Here is a 17,933-nt window from a genome sequence, read left to right as displayed (position 1 = left end):
ACTATGTCTAGAAAAAATAACAGCTACTCTTACGAGTTAAAAATACAAGCAGTTCAAAGTTATTTAAAAAATGGTGAAGGAAATTATGTCAAAGTTGCCCAAATGTATGGATTAAAAAGCAAAACCCAATTAGAAAATTGGGTAGAGAAATATCGTGAAACAGGGAGTGTTGATGCTTTTAAAAACACGGCTTCACCAGGGTCTGGCGGTAAGGGAATCCCTAATCCACTCAAAGGAAAGAAAAATCATTTCAAAAGTGTTGAAGAAGAACGTGACTACTACAAGGCACAGGTTGAATACCTAAAAAAGCGTTATCCAAATCTGTAAATGGAGGCGTTCCGACACACAAAGAACGTTATGAAATTATTGAGGAAATGAAAGAGAAATATCCGGTTATTTGGCTTACTGAAATGGCGAAGGTCCATCGTTCAGGTTACTACAAATGGAGGCGCACATCGTCGTGTACAGCACGTACTGAAGCAGAAGCACAGCTGAAAACAGTGATTCTTGAAATTCACCAAAAACATAAGCAATTTGGGTACCCTCAGATGAAAATTGCGTTGCGTGAAAGAGGCTTTTTCGTCAATCACAAAAAAGTATATCGCTTAATGTGTGAACTACAGATACAGTCCATTATTCGGAAGAAACGACGTTTCTTTAAAGGGCAATACTCAAGAACCTATCCAAATGTATTAGAACGAAAATTTCAGAATAGACAGCCAAACGAAGTACTCGTAACGGATATCACCTATATTCGATTGAAGGATGTATTTCGTTATTTATCGGCCGTACAAGACCTTTATAACAATGAGGTTATTGCTTGGAAGCTGTCTTTTCGGAATGATTTACAGCTTTTAATGGATACATTAGATTTAGTAGCAGAAAAAAGAAATGTGTACAGAACCATTCTCCATTCGGATCAGGGGTTTCAGTACACATCTCACGCCTATCATAAACATTTAGCACACCTAGGTGTTATTGGCAGCCACTCCCGTAAGGGAAATTGCCATGATAATGCTTGTATCGAGTCATTCTTTTCGCATGTAAAATCAGAATGTATTTATTTAACTCACTTTGAATCTGAAGAAGAACTACAAGCAGCCATTGAAAATTATATTTATTTTTATAACTATCAACGTTTCCAGAAACGACTCTGCCACCTCGCACCGATTGAATATAGATGCCAGATGGCAGCATAGCCTTTTTTAGTTGTCTACTTGACAGGGGTAAGTTCAGGTTCACCCTAACCCTAATTAAAAAAATTAATTTCTTTTTACAAAAAATTTGGCGACAAAGAAATAAAAATTGACATCGAATCATTATGAGCCCCTCTTGAGAAGGGCATTACTAAAGGGAGCAATTCTTGTATAAGGAATTGTGTCTTTTTTAATTATCATCCTGAACCGAATAAGAAATCTGTTTGTCTAGTATTGCTTATTTGACACAATTTTTAAATTAGGAATAACAGAGATTTTTTGTATTTGGGTATAGATGAGATTGCTAATACCTCGTTTAATATCACTAAGAGACAGTTGGTTCAAGCACAGTTAATGTATTATCTGTCGAATTGAGATTAACATTAGCACCTATTGGAATAGCAGCTTTATAAAAACCATGCCCTGTAGCAAGGTTGACCATCAGTGGTTTTCCTATGGGGACTAACAAATCATTAATTAAATCATCATATGTTGTGTCATAAGATACAAGGCAATTCGTACATTCTCCCATGATAATACCAAGACAATCTTGAAATTTACCTGACATCAATAATTGAGTTAGATACCGAAAAATCATTGTAGTTGGTGAATGGATCTCTTCTAAGAAAAGTATTTTTCCTTGTGTATTAATTTCATATGGCGTACCAAGGGTATTGACTAGAGAAGTCATATTACCACCTACTATTGGACCCGTTACATTTCCTGGTACTAAACTCTTCAGGGGCATAGTCGATGGATTTTGGATAATCCTAGGCGAAGTCAATGTAGAAGTTGCTTCAAAGAATTGATTGAAATTATAAGCAGGTGTCTCTAATCTAAAATCAATAAGCATTAGGCTATGGAACGTAATTAAATTACTAGATAGATACAAACTATTTAGTAATACTGTTATGTCACTATAACCAGCTATAATTTTAGGGTTCTTTCTTATGACTTCAAAATCTAGGTAAGGAAGAATGGTCTGTACCCCAGTCCCTCCTCGTGTGGATAGTATCATTTTGACGCTCGGATCTTTGAACATATTCATTACATCTTCTGCTCTTTGCCCAGCAGGTGCAGCTGTGATGCCCTCGTAAGAATAAACGTGCCTGCCAAAAACTATATTAAAGCCAATATCTCTCAAATATTGTACTCTCGCATTAATAATATTTGCATCAAGAGGACTGCCAGGTGTAACCAACCCAATCGTATCCCCTCTTTGCAGCATCGGAGGTCTTATTGCCATATCTTCCTCTCCCTGTATTCGATTCAATTATTATTATGATAATAAAAGGTATTAGAAGGTTATCTGATATATGTCATATTAATGAAAACTACTGATTAAGTACTTTCACTTTTAATGTACAGTACGCCTATACTGTACATTAAATGTTCTTCAACAAACGGGGATCCGTGCAGTCCTTCATGCAATGAACTTTACAGGAAATGATTTGAGAAAGAATGTGTGCGATTTAAGCAGTGGAGAAGCAATCCGTCTAATATTGTGTCAACTTTTTTTGGGAAGATACAATGTACTGGTTTTAAATGAGCCATCCAATTTTTTGGATGTTTTTTGTATTGAAGCGTTAGAACGCTTTTTAAAGGGCTATGAAGGTACGGTCCTTCTCGTAACGCATGATCACATGTTTATTAAACGTGCAGCAGATCGTATATATGTTATTGAACACCAGCAACTAAAATTAAGAAACTAATCAGAGAAAGAAGCAGAGAACGTATCTCTGCTTCTTTTTATAAGAATCTCTATTTGAAGGGTGCTTTGCTTTATTATGGAAAATGACTGTTGAAAATTCAGTGATAACCTTCTTCCACAATCGGTCGCATTAATTGAAGAGGGTTCACTGAAATGATCAAACTTTTTTATAAAAGAATACCAACTATTTTTCAAAGCAACAATTTCATTTTTTTGTAAAAAATATAGCTTGAACACTATTGACCAGAGAGGTCAACAGGATTACAATGAATTTGACCAATATGGTCAATAACCTCGTGAGAACCAATGTAGAAAGAGGGCTGCCAAAATGTTTTCAAAATTTTTGAATCTGGATAAGGAAAAACAGGATCGCATCATAAATGCGGCAATGAAGGAATTTGCCCAGAACGGATATGATAAGGCATCGACAAATGAAATCGTCAAGGAAGCGGGAATATCAAAGGGATTGTTATTCCATTATTTCCAAAATAAAAAGCAATTATATTTATTCTTATATGATCATATGATCGATATTCTAATGGGAAAAATTATGGAAAAAATAAATTGGGATGAAAAAGACATTTTTGTCCGCTATCGGCAAATCGCATTACTGAAAATTGAGATATACAAAATTTATCCAGAAATGCTAAGTTTCGCTAAGTCAATTTATAAAGACTCCTCCCCTGCAGTAAAAATTGATATAAACCGCAGGGCGAAAGAATTGTTCGAAAGTTCCTTCAATAAATTATTTTCCGATATTGATCTTTCCAAATTTAAAAAAGGGATTGATATCAAAAAGGCGATTAACATTATTAATTGGACATTGGAAGGGTTCGCCTATCAATATCAAGAAAAAGCATTGTCCCTATCCCTTGAGCAAATCGATAGCGAAGAGACAATGGCAGAAATGGAAGAATACCTGAAAATACTAAGAAATTCTTTATACGAATAAGGAGGTGATCAATCATATTACAAAATTGGTCATTCCGCATAACTGATTGAGGAGAAAAAAGGGAGGTATTATTAATGAACGTAATAGAAATTAAAAAGCTAACCAAAACTTACGGCAAGGCAAGAGGAATTTCCGATATAAGTTTTAATGTTGAACAGGGAGAGATTTTCGGGTTTATCGGGCCAAACGGCGCTGGGAAGTCGACAACGATCCGTACGCTGTTATCGCTCATCTATCCAACAAGCGGCAGTGCAACAATTTTTGGAAAGGATTGTATTCAATCAGCTCCTGAAATTAAAAAAGAAATCGGCTATTTACCTTCAGAAGTATTTTATTATGACAATATGAAAGTAAAGGATTTATTAAAATATTCAGCTAGCTTTTATAAAAAAGATTGCAGTAAGAGAATAAAAGAATTGGCTGAAATCATGGACTTGGACCTCAATAAAAAAATTGATGACCTCTCATTAGGAAACAAAAAGAAGGTCGGAATTGTTCAAGGTCTGCTACATGAGCCGAAGCTGATCATTCTCGATGAACCTACGAGTGGACTTGATCCTCTCATGCAGCAAAAATTCTTTGACTTGCTTGAGGAAGAGAATAAAAAAGGCGCCACTATACTATTTTCATCTCACATTTTAAGTGAGGTACAGCGATTATGTAATCGTGTTGCCATTATTAAAGAGGGAAAAATCGTTACAGTTGAGAAAATTAGTACATTACAAGAAAACACCTATAAAAAATTCAAAATTGAAGCAAAGTCAAAGCTTGAACAAAATTATTTTAATTTATCTGGAGTCAACAATTTAGAGGTGAATAATAATGTTGCTAGCTTTATTTTTAAGGGAAATATCAATACGGTAATGAAAAAAATAGCCGACATTGAAATCACGAATCTCTGGATAGAAGAGCCGGACCTTGAGGAGATCTTTATGCACTACTATGAAAAGGAGGCCTAGGACGCTATGAATATATTTTTGCATGAATTGAAGGCGCTTCGGAAGTCTACGATCATATGGTCGCTATCGTTAATTGTGATCATCGTTATTTTTATGTCGATGTATTCTTCATTTGCAGAGGATGCAGAAAGTTTTATGAAAATTTTGGAAAGTTATCCGGAGGCGATAAGAAATGCGCTCGGGTTTAATCAAGGAAATTTCTTTACTATTCTAGGCTTCTATAGCTTCCCATTATCGTTTATTACTCTTTGCGGAGCAATCCAGGCGATGAATCTCGGTACATCCATTGTCAGCAAGGAAGTCCGTGAAAAAACGGCGGACTTTTTGCTTACAAAGCCTGTTACCCGGACTAAAATTTTGACAGCCAAGTTATTGGCAGCATTGGTTTCGATTGTCATGACGAATATTTTTTATTTCGCTGCAGCGAGCTTGGCATTACAAGTCAAGACCGATGATTTTAGCTTGAAAACTTTCTTCTTGCTTTCGCTTACGATTTTTTTCATTCAACTGATTTTCCTGGCTATGGGAATTTTCATTTCCGTTATGGTCCATAAGATCAAATCCGTGCTGACCGTCTCGCTTGCTACCGTCTTTGCTTTCTACTTTCTGGGAATGTTCAGTGATACGACAGCCGATGAAGTGAAACGTTATTTTTCGCCGTTTAAATATTTTGACACTGCCTATATCATTAAACATTCCAGCTATGAAGCATCATTTTTGATTGTGGGCGGAGTCATTATTATTCTTGCAATTGCAGCTAGTTATGTCGTCTATACCAAGAAGGATATCCATGCTGTATAAGAATTTTGGCTATTCATATGGAGAGCTAAACGGAGGGGTTTGGTCATGAATATATATTTAAAAGAATTGAAGTCTCATCGAAAAGCGCTTATCTTTTGGAGCATCGGTGTCTTTCTTGCGGTGGCATCCGGAATGGCTAAATATTCTGCCTATTCGTCATCAGGCCAATCGATAAATGATCTGATGGCTGATATTCCAAAATCGCTGAGGGCTGTATTGGGTTTCAGTACTTTGGATTTATCAAAGGCTAGCGGCTACTATGGTATGCTCTTTCTCTATTTGCTATTAATGGCAACTATCCATGCTGCGATGCTGGGAGCAACGATTATTGCCAAAGAAGAGCGGGACAAAACGTCAGAGTTTTTGTTCGTAAAGCCAGTATCAAGAAGTACCATTATTACTGCAAAATTATTGGCAGCATTCACCAATATCGTGATCTTTAATCTCGCAACATTCGCTTCGTCTATTATTCTTTTAGGGAAATACAGCGAGGGTGAGGCGGTTAATGGTGAGATCGCCATCTTAATGGCGGCAATGTTCATTTTGCAGGTCTTGTTTATGGTAATCGGCAGCGCGCTGGCTGCGGTCAAAAAGAATCCAAAATCGGCTGCATCAGTAGCTGCTGGAATCCTTTTACTTACGTATATGTTATCCATCGTTATTGATTTGAATGAGAACATTGATGGCTTAAGATACTTTACACCATTCAAATATTTTGAAGCGAAAAATGTAATGTATGGCGGGGGTTTCGAAGCAAGCTTTGTCATACTGTCTATAGCGTTAATTGTGGGACTTTCGATTATTACCTATGTTTTTTATAAAAAAAGAGATCTGAATGTATAGTACAAATAGACCGAAATTTTCGGTCTTTTTTTTATGCTTTTAAACCGTTGGGCCGCCTAGGCTCAGATTTATGAAATTGATTTAATATGTGAAGATCTTCAGTAGAAGCTAGTAAAATAGCAATATTAAAAAGAAGAAACTCATTAAAAAAAAGCTTTTGCTCAGGAGCAAAGGCTTATTAACATATAAGGGATGTCTTTTTTAACTCAATCTAATGATGCTAAAGTTTTAATTACTTGTTGGAGAGCTTCTTCTTCATCACGTCCGGAAGCTTCTAATTTTAATTCTGCCTTGTTTTGTATTCCAAGTGATAAAACACCCAATATAGACTTCACATTAACCCTGCGTCCTTTATAAGTTAGAAAAATATCAGAACTATAACGAGAGGCGGTCCAAATCAATTCTGTAACAGAACGTCCATACAACCCCCCTATACTGTTCAGTTCAACTGTTTGTTGAATCATATAAAGGCCTCCTTAATAACTTTTATCCTTTTTAGGAATGAATACAAAGATTCCCTCTGTCTAATGTATGAATCTTTTTGCTGAATAATGTTCATTTTTTGTATGAAGCAGCCTGTTTCATCTCATCAGCTAACAGGCAATTAAGTTAAGTTCATTTCTTCACACAAACTATAATTAAACAAAAAATTATAATAGATTATGATATAATTGAGACAGAAAAGGTGTGTTCTTAGGTCGCGCCTGGCTTTTTGTGACACCTAAGCAGGTGCCCTTACATCTTTTTTGCAAATAAAGGGGATAAGGAAGGTTATTATGAGCAGCATACAGAAAAAAACAGACGTTATCTTAATTGGCGGCGGAGTAATGAGCGCGACTTTGGGATCCTTACTGAAAGAGTTAGCACCGGAATGGGAAATCAAAGTGTTTGAGAAGCTCGCAAACGCAGGAGAAGAAAGCTCTAACGAATGGAATAATGCGGGTACGGGACATTCTGCTCTGTGCGAGCTTAACTATACATCCGAAAAATCTGACGGATCTATAGATATTAGCAAAGCTATTAAAATTAATGAACAGTTCCAAGTTTCAATGCAGTTTTGGTCTTATCTCGTAAACAGTAAGCTGATTAATAATCCGCAAGACTTTATCATGCCATTACCTCATATGAGTATGGTACTAGGGGAAAAAAATGTAGCATTTTTGAAGAAACGTTTTAAAGCGCTTTCAAACAATCCTCTGTTTAAAGGTATGGAATTTTCCGATAACCCAGAAAAACTGATGGAATGGATTCCGCTTATCATGCAAGACCGTCCATCGAATGAACCTATTGCGGCAACAAAAATCGACTCTGGTACAGACGTTAACTTTGGTGCTTTAACACGCATGCTGTTTGACCACTTAAAGAATAAAAACGTCGATATCAAATACAAACATAGTGTTGATAATGTTAACCGTACTAGCGATGGCTCATGGGAATTAAAAGTGCGTAATGTCGATAACGGCAGCGTAGAACACCATACTGCTAAATTCGTCTTTATCGGAGGCGGTGGCGGAAGCCTGCATTTACTGCAAAAATCTGGTATTCCTGAAGGGAAGCATATTGGCGGATTCCCAGTAAGCGGAATATTTATGGTATGTAATAATCCGGAAGTTGCAGCGCTGCATCATGGAAAAGTATACGGCAAAGCTAAGGTTGGAGCTCCTCCAATGTCTGTTCCGCATCTTGACACAAGATATATCGACAATAAAAAATCGTTACTATTTGGACCGTTTGCCGGCTTCACACCAAAGTTCTTAAAAACAGGTTCAATGTTCGATTTAGTAACTTCCGTAAAACCGAATAATGTCTTAACTATGTTGGCGGCAGGCGCAAAAGAGATGTCATTGACTAAATACCTGATCCAGCAAGTTATGTTAACGAAAGAACAGCGCATGGAAGAGTTACGAGAGTTTATCCCGAACGCTAAGAGCGAGGATTGGGATTTAGTAGTAGCTGGCCAGCGTGTACAAGTTATCAAAGATACTGCTGAAGGCGGCAAAGGAACGCTTCAATTTGGTACCGAAGTTATTACTGCAGCTGATGGCTCGATTGCGGCATTACTAGGTGCTTCTCCAGGTGCTTCTACTGCTGTTCACGTTATGCTTGAGATAATTAAAAAATGCTTCCCGGAATATATGAAAGAGTGGGAACCAAAAATCAAAGAAATGATTCCTTCTTATGGCGTGTCACTAATGGAAAATCCAGAGCTGCTGCACGAAATTCATACTTTAACAGCAGAGACGCTTGGTCTAAGCGAAAAAGAGCTAGCCTATAGTTAATTCTTTGGATGTAAAAAGGCAATGATTGAAAAAAGAGATAAAAAAATTCACTTGAACAATTGAGTAAATAATAGAATATCATTGAAAATAAAACATAGAACCCTTGATCTATCTTTAGATTGAAGGTTCTTTTTTTCAAAATTCGCAGTTAGGGAGGCTACGGTGACCGAAAATGTCCAATTAGTCATGTAGACTTAAGTGCATACGCTTTTAGGGTATAATAAAACCTTATAAAAAAGGCCAGCCAGAAAAATGGCTAACCTTATAAAAATGCTAATTACTTAAGCTATTCTTCCATGCAGCAGCTAATAAACCCACACCTTTCTGAATTTCGTCCAGAGATGGTTCACCATATCCCAGCATAACTTGATGACTTGGCTTGTGAAGCTGATACATTGTTGAAACGGCATCGATTTCAACTCCCCTTGACTTCGCTAGCTCTATTGCTATAGAATCATTTAATCTTTCTGGTAATTGAACAATGATATGTAAGCCTGCTGCATCCCCCCTGATCTCAAATTCTTCTCCTAAATGTTTAGTTATGCTTTCAATTAAACAGCTTCTTTTAATCGGATGATAGTGCAGCTGTAATTGCTCAAAAACAGATTTTGCTCGAATAAAACCTGGTTCTTCTGTTCCGATAGCTCTCCGATAAAAAACAGACATACATTCATTAACTGTTGCTGAAATCCACTAAAATTATAAACTTGCTCCGGCTGACAAGCTAACCCTCAAGCTTTTTGTAAATTCCGTGCAATTTGCAAGCGAAGCGAATATTCACCTTGCCACGGTGCATTGTATCCGTTGAATTCATTAAGCTCTTTTCGATATAGCCGGCTCCATAGTTTGTAGGGAAAGACCTGGCCATTTTTAACATTAATAAAATGCTCAGGCTGCGTCGGTTTCCTCAGAGAAGTCGCTGGATTCTCAGCGTAGTGCCATTCATCTTCAATTTCCGAAACAAAATATCCTTGCCGTTCTACTGAATAACTGTATCCTTCACTCTGCAGTTGTTCGGAAGCAATTTGAAAAGTCATGATACTTATGTTTAATTGTTCAGCCAAACGTCGTTTAGCAGGAAGCTTAGAAACTTGTTAACTTCAAAAAGACAATTATATGAAGAGTTTTTTCATAAGTTATTAATTTAGTTTATGGTTGGACCGTTCTAAGTGCAGCAATCACTTACATGAATAATTTGAAACATTTAAGAGGGCAAAATGTTATAATTATCAATAAATGGATGAGGATGTGCTGGAAAGAATTACTCTATACCTCACAAATTTTAATTATTAAAGTGAGAACGAAATCATATAGATGGAAGAAAATAGTGTAGAGCTCTCATTTTTACTAGATTGAATCGAATTTCCTGTTTGGTTATGTATATAATGCCATAGGGTTTTTTTATTTTTTATTAAGAGAATATGAGGAGAGAAAAAAGAGATTTTGATGCTGCTTGAAAAATTGTAAAAAAGGAGCAGGAAATTATGTCTACAGCAATTATTTTTGATATGGATGGCACACTTTTTCAAACCAACAGGATTCTGAATTGTCACTCGATGTAACGTTTGAGTTATTAAGGGAAAAAAATCTGTGGGATAAAGAAACACCTATAGACAAATATAGGAGGATAATGGGTGTCCCGCTGCCTGCAGTGTGGGAAACGCTGCTCCCAAACCACTCTATAGATACAAGAAATCTGGCCAATGATTTTTTTCATAAGCAATTAATAGGTAATATACATTCTGGCAGGGGAGAATTATATCCGAATGTGCTTGAAATATTTCAAAAACTAAAAAACAATCATTTTCCTATTTTTATTGCCAGCAATGGGCAGACAGAATATTTGGATGCAATTGTTCATTATTATAGTCTTCAAGAATTGATTACAGAAATGTTTAGTATTCAGGAAATAGAATCACAAAACAAATCGGAGTTAGTCGGGAAAATCGTTAAAAAATATAAACTGAAAAAGGGTTTTGTGGTGGGGGACAGGCTTTCAGATATATTGGCCGCCAAAGATAATAATCTAATTTCAATTGGCTGCAGATTCGACTTTGCACAGGAGGAAGAACTTTCTCAAGCTGATTATATCATTGATGATCTGCTGAATGTTGAGGGAATTATCAGCAGCTGTCATTCAGATACGATATCAATTTGAGTCTTAGGCTTTTGACCATTATTGGATTTTCTCCATTTATGAATGGAGCTATTAATTTTTATAAGATATCTTTAAAAGGAAGGATTCGAAATGTCTAATTATTTAAAAAACAATATCAATCATCTTCATTTAAGCTCAGACTGTGAAAATTGCTTCGGATTGTGCTGTACAGCTTTACCATTTGCACAATCTGCTGATTTTGCTCTCAATAAAGATGGCGGAGATCCTTGTCCAAACCTGCAAGCAGATTTTAAATGTGGAATTCATCGGAATCTTAGACAAAAAGGATTTAGGGGATGTGCTGTTTATGAATGCTTTGGCGCTGGTCAGCACGTATCTCAAGTAACTTATGATGGGAATGATTGGAGAGATCATCCAGCAGCTGCAAAAGAAATGTTCGAAGTATTTCCTATTATGCAGCAGCTTCATGAAATGCTTTACTTCTTAAATGAAGCTCTTAGTTTAGAAGAGGCTAAATCTATACATAAAGATTTGCAGGCTGCGCTTGATGAGACGAAATCACTGACTTATTTAAGTCCTAAGTCTATCCTTAATCTAAATATTCAAGCCCATAGAATGGCCGTTAACGAGTTGCTTTTGCGTACAAGTGAATTTGTAAGGGCAAAAGCTCGCCATAAGAAAAAAAAGATTCAAAATAAATATCATAAAATAGGTAGGGGCAGTGATCTCATCGGTGCAAATTTAAGAGGTGAAAATCTTAGAGGAGCTAATTTAAGAGGTGCTCTGCTTATTGCCGCGGATCTCAGAGACTCTGACATGAGATTGACTGATCTAATTGGTGCAGATTTTAGAGACGCTGATATTAGAGGTGCAGATCTTACAGAAAGTATTTTTCTCACTCAAGCACAAATGAACTCGGCAAAAGGCGATAGGAATACTAAATTACCAGGAACTTTAAGGGTTCCAGATCATTGGTTTGAAAATGGAAGATAATTTAATTTCATGTATTAAGAGGGCTTAGCTGACCTGATCAAAGAGTGTAAATTTGAGAGCAGCATTAACTAAATAACTTTACTATTGAATTGAGCCATTAGGCTCTTTTTTAAAAAAAAGCTTATATTTTATATTTTCAATTTCCTGAAGTTGTTCATATCTGCTTTTGTAATGCTCTAAATTAAAAGACCAGTTAACATAAGTGTCATTCAACAATCGCACCTTCTTAATTAATGTCATGATTTTTTCAACCTATCCGTATCTTTTTACTAAGGAAATCCGTTTATAAATTGAAAGGTTTTTTTCAGACTATTTAATTGAATGGGGGAAAACTATGAAAGTCCTTTTATTGGGTGGTACACGGTTTTTAGGTAAAGCTTTGACAGAAGAAGCATTAAAAAGAGGGCACGAAATTACCTTATTTAATCGCGGCACAAACATTGGGGCTTTTCCTGGAGTGGAGCAGCTAATCGGAAATAGAGACAGTGATGTATCACAACTGAAAAACCGGAAATGGGACGTTGTAATGGATACATGCGGATTTGCTCCTCATCAAATTAAAAAAATAGCAGCCGTACTCGGGGATAACATCGAGCATTACACATATATCTCAAGTATCTCTGTATATAAAGATTGGATTCCCAACAATATTAAGGAACATTATCATTTACAATCCATGCCGGCGGATAAATTGAAAGACGTTGAGGAGGGAACACTTTCCCCTTACGAGTATTACGGGGCGTTGAAAGTACTATGTGAAGCAGAAGCAGAAAACCATTGGCCAGGGCGTGTTTTGCATATAAGAGCAGGACTGCTTGTTGGCCCGTTTGACTATACAGAAAGGCTTCCGTACTGGGTTAAGCGTGTAGCCAAAGGCGGAAATGTATTGGTACCAGGACGTATAGATCGACCAGTGCAGTTGATTAACGTAAAAGATATAGCAGTGTGGGTGTTCAATATGGCGGAAAAAAGAATGGCAGGCACGTTCAATGTAACAAGCCCGGAAGAAGAATGGACTATTGAAGAGCTATTAAACACATGTAAAGCTGTTACAAACAGCGATGCCGAATTCATTTGGGCAGATGAACAATTTCTATTGGAGCATAAAGTACAGCCATGGACGGAAATGCCATTGTGGATTCCGGAACATTTCCCGATAGAGGGAGAAACAGAAGCTTGGAAAGGCACTTTTTCCATAAGTGTAGAAAAAGCTGTTAACTCTGGCCTTTCCTTACGACCTCTTGCAGATACTATCATTGATATATATCAATGGGAGAAAGAGAGGTTAAAGAACTGAAAGCGGGGATCTCACAAGAAAGAGAACTGGAGCTGATGCAGTCTTGGTTTCAAAAAGAGAAAAAGAAGACAGTGTGATTGGATATAACTGCATGCCTGCCTTCAGATACTGAAGTCGTTGAACTAGGAATAATTGTTGGACTAACTAAATACTTTGATACAGATTTATTAACTACGATGTTTTTTGGAGCTGCTTTCTTTATCTTTTTTGCTTTTTTAACAGGCTCTTCTGGGGATTTACTGTCTAAAAATGCAGAGTTTGCTGCTTATACATCCATGGGTGGCCAATATGAACCTAAACATGAAAAATTGACATTAAAAATCAGTCCATTTCTAAACGGATCCATTTTGTGTTTCATTGTTTATTTAGTGATGTCATACCTTACAAACTGAAATAAGGAGCAAGATTCCTAAAAGTTATCTTTTCCTGGTTTATAAGAGGCGTTTCTTCATAATAGAAGAAGCGCTTTTTTACATAAAACGATAAGTTGGGATAAGAAAAGAAAAAGAAGGGATTGATTGGCCAAAAGTGGAAAAAGTTTATAAATAAAGTTATACAAGGAGTCGATTCACATCAAAAGAATATTGGCAATAAGTGATGTACACGGGTGTTACGATGAATTCCTTAAGCTGCTGGAATTGATAAAATACAATCCTGCAAGCGACCAATTAATCTTGCTGGGTGATTACTTAGATAGGGGACCAAGGAGCAAGGAAACGCTATGCAAAGTCATGAGCCTGGTTGATGAAGGAGCAATTGCTCTCAGGGGAAATCACGATCAAATGTTTTATGATTGGATTCAAATGGACAATGAACGAAATGATCTTCATTTTTTCAGAAACGGTGGTTATGCAACGATTACAAGTTATGTTGGCAACGGGTGGTTTAAAGAAATTGGCTATGATAATGAATTAGTAAAAAATGCAAAGCGGTACATTCAAGATTACTATCAAGCTCATTTGGAATTCCTCGAAAAGCTTCCTTACTTTTATGAAAACGAAGATTATATCTTTGTGCATGCAGGAATTAATCCCAATCTGGAAAATTGGAAACAGACGGATGAAAAAGATTTTATGTGGATAAGAGATCAATTTTTATTTAATGATCATACCCATAATCATACAATTGTACATGGACATACACCCAATACTCTTATACATAAAAGCAATGATATCTATATTGGCAATAATAAAATAGGGATTGATGGATCATGTGCATATGGAGGTCAGCTTAATTGTCTGGAAATAATAAACGACTCTATAAAAAAGCATCATGTTATGAGCAAAAATAAGATGTAATTTTCTATTAAAGCTGTTTGATTGAGAAGAAAATAGCTTCCTGACTTGCGGGAACAGGAACCCAGAAAAAAAGGAACGTTACGTTCCTTTTTTTCTGAGTATTTTTGTCCGGACTGCATTTATTACTAATAAGAGTATCGGAAGAAGAAGTCCGAAAGTTGAAACAAATAATGGCCAAATTTCTCTATCAAATGTGGAAGAGTGGGTCACATCGGGATGGATGATTAAAGAAAGGGAAACTGCAATCATTCCAAATGGGAGCGTAAGGGGCCTGTAATCTTTCATATTCAATGTTTTTGCAAGTCCTACCACAGATGCGTAAAAATAAAGGGAAACCTTAAAATAGATTGTAATCATCCACATAACCGCCAAAATGGCTTCTATCCGCTGCAGAAAATTTCCTATGTTTATTTTTTGAGCTAATGCATAACTTGAATACATAAGTCCTGCGCTAATTTCAGGGCCTAAAACTAAAATAGCTAAAAGGATAATGATGATTAAACAGAGTCCGCCTATGAGTATGCCGATAAAAAAAGTTTTTTCAGCTTCTTTTGGCCGATTCACTGAAACAGGGAAAATCATTAATACGACAACCAAAGGTAATGAAAAAATACTAATAAATAGAAAAACAGCTCTAATCATCGGTTTAATCCCTGTTTCAAGAACGGGCTGCATGTTCTGAAAATCAATCTGGGGAGAAATAGAAGCTGCTAAAATAATGAAAAGAAAAATGAAAAATGGAAATAAAATTTCTCCAGCACGGGCTAATGTTTCAAGACCGAGGCGGATTCCCATAAATAAGATGCATGCGAAAAGAATATGAATTGTTACAATTGGTGTATCAGGCATAATATGTGTCGTTAAGAAACTGCCTACTATTTGAATTAATGAAGTAGTGGAATAAAGTGAAAAAAAAACAAATGAAAGAGAGACTGCCTTTCCTAACCATTTACCAAGCAGTTTTTCATTGATTTCAACAATTGTCATATTGGGGAACATCCTGCCAACTGCTATGAATAATACCACCAGGATGAAACTTAAAGCTGTACCGAATACAGCTGCCAGCCATGCATCTTGTTCAACCACTTGAGCAAGGCTGCCAGGAATCACCAAGATGGTAGTGCCAATAGTAAATAAAATAACTAGTATTGCAAATTGCTGCTCACTAATTTTATGATTTTTCTCCATAGTCCAACTTCCTATCGATAGTTATTATCTTTATTCTTGACCTTGTATTGTTAGAATAAACTCCGGACAATATTAAAAGCGTTGAGTATATCAGATGCTTATTATCCAATCATTCTATGTTCTTTACATAAAATTCCCGTTTCGCCAGAACCTATTTATGTTTAAAACATGGTAAATTGGTAAAAAATGATCATTAAATGGAGCGATACAGAAGAGTCAGATACGTTTATTATTTGCTCAAATGAATGATGTTAAGGACCGATTCCCCAAAAATCAAGCAAACCATTAATGAGAGGGGATTAAATGTGTGAGTTTTTTTAAGAAAAAAACAAAAAAAAGTATAAACCAATCTTCATTAGATCATAAAGACGAACGTAATGAGATAAACGAAGACCTGTTAGGAACAAACCTGAATGTAAACATTCAGCATGTCAAGCAACTGCTTGGGAACAGCAGCGACCTTGTGATTCGTGAAATACAAATTGGCAAGGGGAGACTTATTAAAGCATGTATTTTCTATACAGATGGATTGGTGGATACCAATTCCATTCAGAACTATATCATGAAATCGCTTATGTTAGACGATCAAGATCTATTGCTATCATCAGAACAGAATATTGTACAAGTTTTGAAAGATAGAATTCTGGCAGTTGGAGATATACAAGATGTAACTGAATTCAGCTCTTTAATGACTTCCCTGTTATCAGGGGATGTTATCCTTTTATTGGATGGGTATTCACAAGGTTTCAAAATCTCTATGCGGGGCGGGAAGGACCGCGGTGTAATGGAATCCACTACGGAAACCGTAGTTCGGGGACCGAAGGAGGGTTTTACGGAGAATTTGCGTACTAATTCGGCTTTAATACGCCGGAAAATAAAAACTCCTCACCTTTGGCTGGAAACAAAAAAAATCGGGAGAGAGACAGTCACAGATGTAGGGATCATGTATATCGATGGAATTGCGAATGATAAGGTCATTAAAGAAGTTCATAGGCGTCTGGATCGGATCGAAATCGATGGAATCCTGGAAAGCGGCTATATTGAGGAATTGATTCAGGATGAAGCTTTGAGTCCTTTTCCGACTGTCTATTATTCGGAACGGCCTGATAAGATTGCTGCCGAGCTTTTGGAAGGAAAAGTTGCCATTTTAGTGGATGGAACACCAATTGTTCTGGTTGTTCCTGCTCTTTTCGTATCCTTTATACAGGCTGCCGAAGATTATTATCAGCGTGCTGATATCAGCACCCTGATTCGTTTGCTTCGTTTTTTTAGTCTTTTTATAGCTTTACTGGGGCCATCTCTATATATCGCCATCACCACCTTTCATCAGGAAATGCTGCCAACAGGTCTTCTAATAAATTTAGCTGCCCAGCGTGAAGGGGTTCCCTTTCCGGCGTTCATTGAAGCACTTATGATGGAGGCCGCATTTGAAATTTTGCGGGAAGCCAGTTTACGAATGCCTAAGGCTATAGCACAAGCTATTTCTATTGTAGGAACACTTGTGATTGGTTCAGCTGCAGTAGAGGCTGGAATCGTTTCGCCCGCCATGGTAATCGTTGTCGCGATCACGGCAATTTCAAGCTTTGTCCTTCCTTCATTTGCCATGTCCATGTCAATTAGAATGCTTAGATTCCCGATGATGGCACTTGCCGCTTCTTTTGGCTTGTTCGGGATACTGATCGGGTTTATTGCTCTAATTCTTCATTTGTGCAGTTTGCGTTCCTTCGGGATTCCTTATATGAGTCCATTTGGTCCATTTATTAAGGAAGACATTACCGATACAATTGTTCGCGCTCCAAGAGGACGGATGTTATTTCGTCCCCGTTTAATCAGTCAGAAAAACATTAGACGTGAACAAACTTTGAAACAAAATCGGCAGGGGAACGATGATTAATTGTTAAGTTTTTTAAGCGGCATATTAAAAAACACTATCTCACCGTACCATCCTTAAATAGAGCAAATAAAGAAAGGAGCAACGAAAAGTGGTGGCTGTTGCAGGAATCCTTGTCATTGTCGGTGTGATCATCGCGATCGATGTTCCTTCCCTGTTAAGAAAAAAAGAAAAGAAGGAGCTGTGGGTATTTTTCATCCTTCTGCTAATCGGAACATCATTAAGCATAGCTCAGGCTTTACAAATTAAGATTCCAAATCCGGTAGATGGGATTACAGTTATTTATCAGCCGCTTTCCGATTTGATTGATACTTTATTAAAGTGATGAGAGTATGCAAAAGAGATTTAAAGGCAGTGAAGAGGAGATAAGAAAAAATGTAAGGAGATAAGTAAGAATAAATGGCGG

At 36.8% G+C, this 17,933-nt stretch carries 17 protein-coding genes and 3 pseudogenes; 15 read left to right on the top strand and 5 right to left on the bottom strand.

Annotated elements, in window-relative coordinates:
• Window positions 1-3: 3 nt before the first annotated feature.
• Both LIT25_15650 and LIT25_15645 read left to right on the top strand, forming a co-directional pair.
• On the top strand, window positions 4-327 hold the full coding sequence (locus LIT25_15650) for a transposase (protein USK32057.1): 324 nt from the start codon (window positions 4-6) through the stop codon (window positions 325-327).
• A complete protein-coding gene (locus tag LIT25_15645; GenBank protein USK36301.1) occupies window positions 297-1,199 on the top strand; it encodes an IS3 family transposase in 903 nt (300 codons plus the stop codon). The genes LIT25_15650 and LIT25_15645 overlap by 31 nt, the downstream gene beginning before the upstream one ends.
• A 322-nt stretch (window positions 1,200-1,521) precedes the next feature.
• Here LIT25_15645 and LIT25_15640 read toward each other — a convergent pair whose 3' ends face one another.
• A complete protein-coding gene (locus LIT25_15640) occupies window positions 1,522-2,442 on the bottom strand; it encodes an LD-carboxypeptidase (GenBank protein USK32056.1) in 921 nt (306 codons plus the stop codon).
• A gap of 154 nt (window positions 2,443-2,596) precedes the next feature.
• Between LIT25_15640 and LIT25_15635 the strand changes: the two are divergent.
• The 5 genes and pseudogenes from LIT25_15635 (at window position 2,597) to LIT25_15615 (ending at window position 6,462) form a co-directional block, all read left to right on the top strand.
• Window positions 2,597-2,908 (top strand): annotated as a pseudogene (locus LIT25_15635) (ABC-F type ribosomal protection protein).
• Window positions 2,909-3,235: 327 nt separating this feature from the next.
• Complete coding sequence (locus LIT25_15630) at window positions 3,236-3,859, top strand: TetR/AcrR family transcriptional regulator (protein USK32055.1); 624 nt, start codon at window positions 3,236-3,238, stop codon at window positions 3,857-3,859.
• 74 nt (window positions 3,860-3,933) lie between these two features.
• Window positions 3,934-4,818, top strand: coding sequence for an ABC transporter ATP-binding protein (locus LIT25_15625; protein ID USK32054.1), 885 nt, complete (start codon window positions 3,934-3,936; stop codon window positions 4,816-4,818).
• Between the two features lie 6 nt (window positions 4,819-4,824).
• Window positions 4,825-5,619 (top strand): ABC transporter permease, encoded by a 795-nt coding sequence (locus tag LIT25_15620; protein USK32053.1) that lies wholly within the window; start codon window positions 4,825-4,827, stop codon window positions 5,617-5,619.
• Window positions 5,620-5,664: 45 nt separating this feature from the next.
• Window positions 5,665-6,462, top strand: a complete 798-nt coding sequence (locus tag LIT25_15615) for an ABC transporter permease (GenBank protein ID USK32052.1) — start codon at window positions 5,665-5,667, stop codon at window positions 6,460-6,462.
• Window positions 6,463-6,668: 206 nt separating this feature from the next.
• On the opposite strand, the gene LIT25_15610 is transcribed toward LIT25_15615, so the two are convergent.
• On the bottom strand, window positions 6,669-6,926 hold the full coding sequence (locus LIT25_15610) for an HPr family phosphocarrier protein (protein USK32051.1): 258 nt from the start codon (window positions 6,924-6,926) through the stop codon (window positions 6,669-6,671).
• 312 nt (window positions 6,927-7,238) lie between these two features.
• Between LIT25_15610 and LIT25_15605 the strand changes: the two genes are divergently transcribed.
• The gene (locus tag LIT25_15605; GenBank protein ID USK32050.1) at window positions 7,239-8,741 is read left to right on the top strand and encodes a malate:quinone oxidoreductase; all 1,503 of its coding nucleotides are present in this window, start codon (window positions 7,239-7,241) and stop codon (window positions 8,739-8,741) included.
• Between the two features lie 273 nt (window positions 8,742-9,014).
• Here LIT25_15605 and LIT25_15600 read toward each other — a convergent pair whose 3' ends face one another.
• Both LIT25_15600 and LIT25_15595 read right to left on the bottom strand, forming a co-directional pair.
• Entirely contained in the window at window positions 9,015-9,407 is a 393-nt protein-coding gene (locus LIT25_15600; GenBank protein ID USK32049.1) for a hypothetical protein, read from the bottom strand.
• A 65-nt stretch (window positions 9,408-9,472) separates the two neighbouring features.
• A complete protein-coding gene (locus tag LIT25_15595) occupies window positions 9,473-9,805 on the bottom strand; it encodes a hypothetical protein (GenBank protein ID USK32048.1) in 333 nt (110 codons plus the stop codon).
• Window positions 9,806-10,225: 420 nt separating this feature from the next.
• Between LIT25_15595 and LIT25_15590 the strand changes: the two are divergent.
• From LIT25_15590 to LIT25_15570, 5 genes and pseudogenes are all read left to right on the top strand, one after another.
• Window positions 10,226-10,899 (top strand): annotated as a pseudogene (locus tag LIT25_15590) (HAD hydrolase-like protein).
• A gap of 90 nt (window positions 10,900-10,989) precedes the next feature.
• Window positions 10,990-11,853, top strand: a complete 864-nt coding sequence (locus LIT25_15585; protein ID USK32047.1) for a pentapeptide repeat-containing protein — start codon at window positions 10,990-10,992, stop codon at window positions 11,851-11,853.
• A gap of 334 nt (window positions 11,854-12,187) precedes the next feature.
• Window positions 12,188-13,227, top strand: a pseudogene (locus LIT25_15580) (NAD-dependent epimerase/dehydratase family protein).
• Window positions 13,228-13,542 carry a hypothetical protein gene (locus LIT25_15575; protein USK32046.1) on the top strand — a complete coding sequence of 105 codons (315 nt, stop codon included), beginning with the start codon at window positions 13,228-13,230 and terminating at the stop codon, window positions 13,540-13,542.
• Between the two features lie 192 nt (window positions 13,543-13,734).
• Window positions 13,735-14,448, top strand: a complete 714-nt coding sequence (locus LIT25_15570; GenBank protein ID USK32045.1) for a serine/threonine protein phosphatase — start codon at window positions 13,735-13,737, stop codon at window positions 14,446-14,448.
• A gap of 78 nt (window positions 14,449-14,526) precedes the next feature.
• Here the strand turns inward: LIT25_15570 and LIT25_15565 are convergent, their stop codons facing one another.
• The gene (locus LIT25_15565; GenBank protein ID USK32044.1) at window positions 14,527-15,636 is read right to left on the bottom strand and encodes an endospore germination permease; all 1,110 of its coding nucleotides are present in this window, start codon (window positions 15,634-15,636) and stop codon (window positions 14,527-14,529) included.
• Between the two features lie 307 nt (window positions 15,637-15,943).
• On the opposite strand from LIT25_15565, the gene LIT25_15560 reads away from it, so the two are divergent.
• A complete protein-coding gene (locus LIT25_15560) occupies window positions 15,944-17,530 on the top strand; it encodes a spore germination protein (GenBank protein ID USK32043.1) in 1,587 nt (528 codons plus the stop codon).
• Between the two features lie 88 nt (window positions 17,531-17,618).
• Window positions 17,619-17,852, top strand: a complete 234-nt coding sequence (locus LIT25_15555) for a hypothetical protein (protein USK32042.1) — start codon at window positions 17,619-17,621, stop codon at window positions 17,850-17,852.
• The last annotated feature ends 81 nt before the right edge of the window (window positions 17,853-17,933 follow it).

It is taken from the genome of Bacillus sp. F19 (assembly GCA_023823795.1).
Taxonomy (GTDB): Bacteria; Bacillota; Bacilli; order Bacillales; family Bacillaceae; genus Bacillus_P.
The sequence above is the reverse complement of the archived record's forward strand: the minus strand, read 5'-3'. Positions and strand labels throughout refer to the sequence as shown.